Genomic DNA, 281 nt, shown 5'->3' with positions numbered 1-281 from the left:
ATGATGAAGCCTGACGCCATATTACCGGAGATATGACAGAGTGAAGATCAGTATCACTCCCTGTTAAAAGGTTTTTGTCGTCTTAGGTAAAATACATGATTAATATCAATCATGTATTTTTACAGCAAGACAACCACGAACAAATTCAGGATTAAAATGTTTTACCGACTCCCCAACATAACCCAAATCAAGCGAACTAATTTGTGCCATTTCTTTATCTGTCAGTGAGAAATCGATTTTTGATGGGCATCTGCAATACTCTGAAGCAGACTATACGGAAA

At 37.0% G+C, this 281-nt stretch carries 1 pseudogene; it reads right to left on the bottom strand.

From position 1 onward, the window contains the following. Positions 1 to 105: 105 nt before the first annotated feature. Positions 106 to 234 (bottom strand): annotated as a pseudogene (locus ACNQ0T_RS24120) (aldo/keto reductase); the annotation flags it as partial. Between the last annotated feature and the right edge of the window lie 47 nt (positions 235 to 281).

Source organism: Enterobacter cloacae complex sp.6700776 (genome assembly GCF_048284255.1).
GTDB classification, from domain to species: Bacteria; Pseudomonadota; Gammaproteobacteria; order Enterobacterales; family Enterobacteriaceae; genus Enterobacter; species Enterobacter intestinihominis.
This window is presented reverse-complemented; position numbering and strand designations above follow the sequence as displayed.